The sequence below is a fragment of the Pseudorhodobacter sp. genome (assembly GCF_030452865.1).
Classification (GTDB): domain Bacteria; phylum Pseudomonadota; class Alphaproteobacteria; order Rhodobacterales; family Rhodobacteraceae; genus Pseudorhodobacter.
The window spans coordinates 1-2,606 of record NZ_JAKDLJ010000459.1; the positions used below are offsets into that span (position 1 = coordinate 1).

The following is a 2,606-nucleotide window of genomic DNA, read 5'->3' on the forward strand; positions in this document are numbered from 1 at the left end:
TCGTAACCGCCTCGTTGATACCGCGGCCTACGCGGCTTGTTTGCTCATTGCGGATGCCACGGGCGACCAGTTCCACGGCAGCAACTCATCCAGCCTGTTGATCTTGTGATCGTGGATGCGGTCGAGAATGTCAGCCAGATAGGCCAGCGGGTCGAGACCGTTCAGCTTGGCCGTTTCAATGACAGTCATCGCGCGTGCGAGGGTTTCCGCGCCGGTATCTGCGCCCGCGAAGAGCCAGTTTTTACGTCCGATTCCAATCGGGCGCAGGGCGCGTTCGGCCGGGTTGTTGTCGATGGCCACACGCCCGTCGCTCAGGAAGAGGCTGAAGGCCTCCTGCCGCGTGAGGCCATAGCGGAACGCCTTGGCCAGATCGCTTTTGCCGGGGATGCGCAGGAGCTGTTGTTCAGACCAGGCGAAGAAGGCTGTCACCTTGGGCTGGGTAAGCTTTTGACGCGTCGCATGACGCACGTCAGCGGACTGGCCGTTGATATCGCGCTCGATGTCGTAGAACTTGCCGATCCGGTCGAGCGCCTCGCGGGCGATCTCGGATTTGGTCGAGGTCCAGAAGTCGTGGAAGTCCCGCCGCAGATGCGCCCAACAGGCGGCCTCGCGCAAACGCGGCGTGCCACCGGGTTCAGGCGCATAGAGCTTGGCATAGCCTGTGTAACCATCCGCTTGCAGGATGCCGCGGGCGTTGGCCAGATGGCTGAGAACGTGCTCTTCTTTCCAGTCTGGCGCAAAGCGATAGACAGCGCCCGGCGGTGATGCTCCCGCCCAAGGCCGCTGGTCACGCACATAGGCCCAGATCCGGCCTTGTTTGACGCCCTTGCCAAGCCCCTTGTCGCGCATGCTGCGATCCAGCACCCGGATGGGTGTGTCGTCCGCATGCAGCAGGTCGCTGGCCATGATGTCCGCCTCGATCCGTGCGATCAGCGGCTGCAGGGTCTTCATGGCCCGCCCGCACCAGCCGACCAGTGTGCTTTCGGGAATGTCCGCCCCCATGCGGGCGAAGATCTCGTGCTGGCGATACAAAGGCAAATGATCGTCGAACTTCGAGACCAGCACATGCGCAAGCAGGTTTGGCCCCGCCATGCTGCCCGGGATTGGACGACTTGGTGCGGGCTCCTGCACCATCCGCTCGCAGCGGCGGCAGGATTTCTTGATCCGGGCAATCTGGATCACCTTCATCTGCGCCGCGATCATATCGAGAAGCTCGCTGACATCCTCACCCACCACACGCAGATCGCCGCCACAGTCGGGGCAGCAGGCACCGGGGTCCAGTTCACGACGCTCGCGCGGGGTCGCATCCGAGACACGTGGCCGACGACGCAAAGCGGGCGCATCGGCAGCATCTGGTGACGGCTCATCCGGACCTTCGTCAATGAGCGCTTCATCGTCTTCGGCCACCGCGACCAGCAGGTCTTCGAGCGCCAATTCCAGCTGTTCGATCTCGCGTTCGATCTTTTCCGAGGATTTGCCAAAGGCCAGTTTTTGCAACTTGGCGATCCGCAGGCGCAGGGCCTGAACCAGCTGATCATGGACGCGCAATGTCGCCGACATCTTGGCGTTTTCTGCCGCGATCTGAGCGTTCTCGGCCTGCAATGCTGCGATCATCGCTCTCAATTCAGCGGGATCATCAGGCAGATTTTCAGTAGGTTTAGACATGCGCCTGACTACCAAAAATTAGGCTCAAGCGCCATATAAATAACGATAAATCGAGCGCAGAATTACCCCACACGCGCTGGCGGAGCGCCCCAATCCGGACGTCGCCAGTCGATCCCCTCCCACAGCATCGCGAGCTGTGCTGATGTCAGCCGCATCGACCCATCCGCAGCATTCGGCCAAGGGAAGCGGCCACGCTCCAAGACTTTGTAGTAGAGACAAAACCCCTGGCCATCCCAGAACAGAAGCTTGATCCGATCCCCGCGCCGCCCACGGAACGCAAATACCGCACCATTGGCTGGTTTCTGACGCAACACATCCTGCGCCAAAGCGGCCAGCCCCGCGATCCCCTTTCGCATATCCGTGACACCACACGCCAGATACACACGCACACCGGTGCCGGGACCGATCATGCGGCGTCCACCGCGCGGATCAGCACCGACAGCGCAGTCGGATCAATCGTGCTTTCAAAATGCAAACTACGGCCGCCACGCAGACGCAATTCAACCGCAACCGGTGGCGATGTTTCAGCGACAGTATCCTGCGTTATCGGAACTCCAGCCGCCACTGGCATATCCAATGGGTAGAAAAGCGCCCCGGCATCCGGCGACCACAGACCCTTCTTCTTCAGGTCGTGCCGCCAAGCATAAATCTGCTGCCGCGTCACTTCATGGCGCTGCGCTACCTGCGTCACCGTTGCGCCGCCAACCCCGACCGACATGATGATCTCAAGCTTGTCCTCATCACGCCAGAAGCGCCGCCGCTCCATCCCAAGAATTTCACCACGCATCGATGACCCCGCATAAGACACGTCGTTAACGACGTAGTTAAACACGTGTCTTAGATCATCGCCCAAGCGTCAGGCAGGCGGTGCCAATGGCGCGGTTACGAGGTGTCGGCGATCAGGGCCAGGCATTCCCGCGTGCAGTCATCGACGACAGTCA

General features: G+C 61.1%; 3 protein-coding genes. All 3 read right to left on the reverse strand.

Annotation, left to right across the window (positions count from 1 at the left end):
* Positions 1-27 precede the first annotated feature (27 nt).
* The 3 genes from L0H65_RS18015 to L0H65_RS18025 all read right to left on the reverse strand — a co-directional run bounded on the left by L0H65_RS18015 (position 28) and on the right by L0H65_RS18025 (position 2,452).
* On the reverse strand, positions 28-1,665 hold the full coding sequence (locus L0H65_RS18015) for an IS66 family transposase (protein ID WP_301460592.1): 1,638 nt from the start codon (positions 1,663-1,665) through the stop codon (positions 28-30).
* 62 nt (positions 1,666-1,727) lie between these two features.
* A complete protein-coding gene (gene tnpB / locus L0H65_RS18020; RefSeq protein WP_037967155.1) occupies positions 1,728-2,075 on the reverse strand; it encodes an IS66 family insertion sequence element accessory protein TnpB in 348 nt (115 codons plus the stop codon).
* Entirely contained in the window at positions 2,072-2,452 is a 381-nt protein-coding gene (locus L0H65_RS18025; protein ID WP_301460591.1) for a transposase, read from the reverse strand. The genes tnpB and L0H65_RS18025 overlap by 4 nt, the downstream gene beginning before the upstream one ends.
* Between the last annotated feature and the right edge of the window lie 154 nt (positions 2,453-2,606).